Below are 3,164 nucleotides of genomic sequence, written 5' to 3' on the forward strand. Positions count from 1 at the left end.
TCACCTTGGTCACCGGGTCGGTGTGGTTCATCGCCGCCGCGGCGAGGGCGTGCCCACCCTCGTGGTAGGCGGTGATGAGCTTCTCCTTGTCCTTCATGACGCGCGTGCGCCGCTGGGGGCCTGCGATCACGCGGTCGATGGCCTCATCGAGCGCGCGCATGTCGATCAGCTGCGCGTTCGAGCGGGCGGTCAGCAGCGCCGCCTCGTTCAGGACGTTCGCGAGGTCGGCACCGGTGAACCCGGGGGTCTTGCGCGCCACGACCGACAGGTCCACGCCGGGAGCGAGCGGCTTGCCGCGGCCGTGCACCTCGAGGATCTTCTGGCGGCCCTTCAGGTCCGGCGCGTCGACGCCGATCTGCCGGTCGAACCGGCCCGGGCGCAGCAGCGCCGGGTCGAGGATGTCGGGGCGGTTGGTGGCCGCGATCACGATGACGTTCGCCTTGGGGTCGAAGCCGTCCATCTCGACGAGCATCTGGTTCAGCGTCTGCTCGCGCTCGTCGTGACCACCGCCCAGGCCCGCGCCGCGGTGCCGGCCGACCGCGTCGATCTCGTCGATGAAGATGATCGCGGGGGCGTTCTCCTTGGCCTGATTGAACAGGTCGCGCACGCGGCTGGCGCCCACGCCGACGAACATCTCCACGAAGTCGGAGCCCGAGATCGAGTAGAACGGCACACCCGCCTCGCCCGCGACCGCGCGTGCGAGGAGCGTCTTGCCGGTTCCGGGCGGGCCGTACAGCAGCACGCCCTTGGGGATGCGTGCGCCCACGGCGAGGAACTTCGCGGAGTCCTTCAGGAAGTCCTTGATCTCCTGCATCTCCTCGATCGCCTCGTCGGCGCCGGCGACATCGGCGAACGTGACGGTCGGGGTCTCCTTCGTCACGAGCTTGGCCCGCGACTTGCCGAACTGCATCACCTTGCTGCCGCCGCCCTGGGCCGACGACATCAGGAACCAGAACAGCAGCCCCAGCAGCAGCAGCGGAAGCAGGAGCGACAGGAGCCCGTCGAACCACGTCGGCTGCGGGACGACGTCGTTGAACCCCTTCTTGGGGGCGGCGGAGTCGATCGCCGAGACGACCTCGTCGGCGCGCGCCGAGACGTAATAGAACTGCACGCGGTCCGAGCCCTCGAAGGGCTCGCTGAGCGTCATGTCGACGCGCTGGTCGCCGTCGGTGGTGAGCACCTCGGAGACGGTGCCCCCCTCGAGCAGCTCCAGTCCCTGCTGCGTGGTGATCTGCTTGGCTCCGGTGAGGCTGGAGATCAGCGTCATGCCGATCAGCAGGAGCGCGCCGATGAGCAACACGTAGACGAACGGGTTGCGCGTGAGCTTCTTGAGGTTCATGGTCTGTTCAGGCTACCTTGCGCCGCCTGCGCCCCGACTGGGCATTCGCCCACGGCGTACCCGACCCGGGCCACGCTGCTGTTGGCGACGCCTTCCTGCGATGGCGCCCTCGCCTCGGCATCCGCCCCGGAGCATGCGCCCCTGGCCACCCGCTCGCGCGCCGCTCCACCCCCGGCCACCCGCTCGCGCGCCTCTCCATCCCCGGCCATCCGCTCGCGCAGGCACCTCCCCCCGGCATCCACCCCCGGCCACCCGCTCGCGCAGGCACCTCCCCCCGGCATCCACCCTCGGCCACCCGCTCGCGCGGGCCTCCACCCCCGCGAGTCACTGCCTACCCACGCGAGTCACTGCTCTCACAGCGAGTCACTGCGCTGCAGCACAGTGACTGGATGCGGGAGCAGTGACTCGACGGCGTGGGGTCGACGCGGGAGCAGTGACTCGAGTGCGTCAAGGGCGACGCGCGAGGGGCGGCGGAAGTGAGGTCGTCAGCTGTAGATGTGCGGCGCGAGCACCGCGACGTCGCGCAGGTTGCGGTAGCGCTCGGCGTAGTCCAGGCCGTAGCCCACCACGAAGTCGTTCGGGATGTCGAAGCCGACGTAGCGGCAGGGCACGTCCACCTTCGCGGCATCCGGCTTGCGCAGCAGCGCCAGCACCTCGACCGACTCGGCACCGCGCGAGGCGAAGTTCTCCAGGAGCCAGTGCAGCGTCAGCCCGGTGTCGATGATGTCCTCGACGATGAGCACATGGCGACCGGTCAGGTCTGCATCGAGATCCTTACGGATCTGCACGACACCACTGGACTGCGTGCCCACGCCGTACGAGGACACCGCCATCCAGTCCATCGCGACATCGCGCTTCAGCTGCCGGGCGAAGTCCGCCATCACCATGACGGCGCCCTTGAGCACGCCCACCAGGAGCAGGTCCTTGCCCTCGTAGTCGGCCGTGACCTGGGCGGCGAACTCGGCGAGCTTCGCCTCGATCTCCTCCTCGGCCACGAGGACCCTGGTGAGCTGATCGGCGATGTCGGCGGCGCGCATGGTCAGAGTCTACGGCTGCGACCGATCGACCCTGCGTCGAATCGCAGTCCATCCCCGCCGCCTGACCTATCGGGGCTCAGCGGTTCGACCGGAACTCGATCCGCGCGCCCGCGCGACGCGCGCGGCAGCCCGGCAGGTCGATCGGGCCCTGGCCCGACCAGTCCGTGACCAGACGTGCGACCTCCAGGGTCTGCGCGCGGGTGAGCGACTCACCGAACTCAGCAGCCACGACCGTCCTGATGATGCGGTGCCGCAGCGCCGCGGGGTTCGCCGCCAGCGCCGCGACCGACAGCGAGATGCCCGCCTCGGCGTGCTCGACGATGTCCTCGATCGTCTCCTCGATCAGGGCGGCGAAGGCCGCCGCATCCTCCCGTGCCTGCTCGGCGGTGCGCGCGAGCGCCTCGGCGATGCCCGGCCCGAGCTCCGCCTCCAGCACGGGGAGCACGCGCTCGCGCACCCGCACGCGTGCGTAGCGGGGGTCGGTGTTGTGCGGATCGTCCCACGGCACGAGGCCCTCGGCGGCACAGGCCTCGCGGAGCGTCGCCCGCCGCACGCCCAGCAGCGGACGCAGCAACGGGATGCCGCTCGCAAGCTCCGAGGCGGGCGCCATGCCCTGCAGGCTGGCCGTGCCGGATCCACGCGCGAGGCCCAGCAGCACGGTCTCGGCCTGGTCGTCGAGGGTGTGCGCGGTGAGCGCCGCCACGGCGCTCACCGCGCGGGCCTCGGCGTCGAGCGCGGCGTAGCGGGCGGTGGGGGGGGGGGGCGCCGGGGCGCCCCCCCCCCCCCCC

General features: G+C 71.0%; 3 protein-coding genes. All 3 read right to left on the reverse strand.

What is annotated here, in order from left to right; translation table 11 throughout:
• A partial coding sequence (ftsH, locus tag QM641_RS12745; RefSeq protein WP_415117063.1) for an ATP-dependent zinc metalloprotease FtsH occupies positions 1-1,339 on the reverse strand: 1,339 nt, incomplete at its 3' end.
• A 485-nt stretch (positions 1,340-1,824) separates the two neighbouring features.
• Entirely contained in the window at positions 1,825-2,376 is a 552-nt protein-coding gene (hpt, locus tag QM641_RS12750; protein WP_415117065.1) for a hypoxanthine phosphoribosyltransferase, read from the reverse strand.
• A gap of 76 nt (positions 2,377-2,452) precedes the next feature.
• A partial coding sequence (locus tag QM641_RS12755; protein WP_415117067.1) for a tRNA lysidine(34) synthetase occupies positions 2,453-3,164 on the reverse strand: 712 nt, incomplete at its 5' end.

The organism is Microbacterium sp. (assembly GCF_047605725.1).
In the GTDB taxonomy this organism is placed as follows: Bacteria; Actinomycetota; Actinomycetes; order Actinomycetales; family Microbacteriaceae; genus Microbacterium.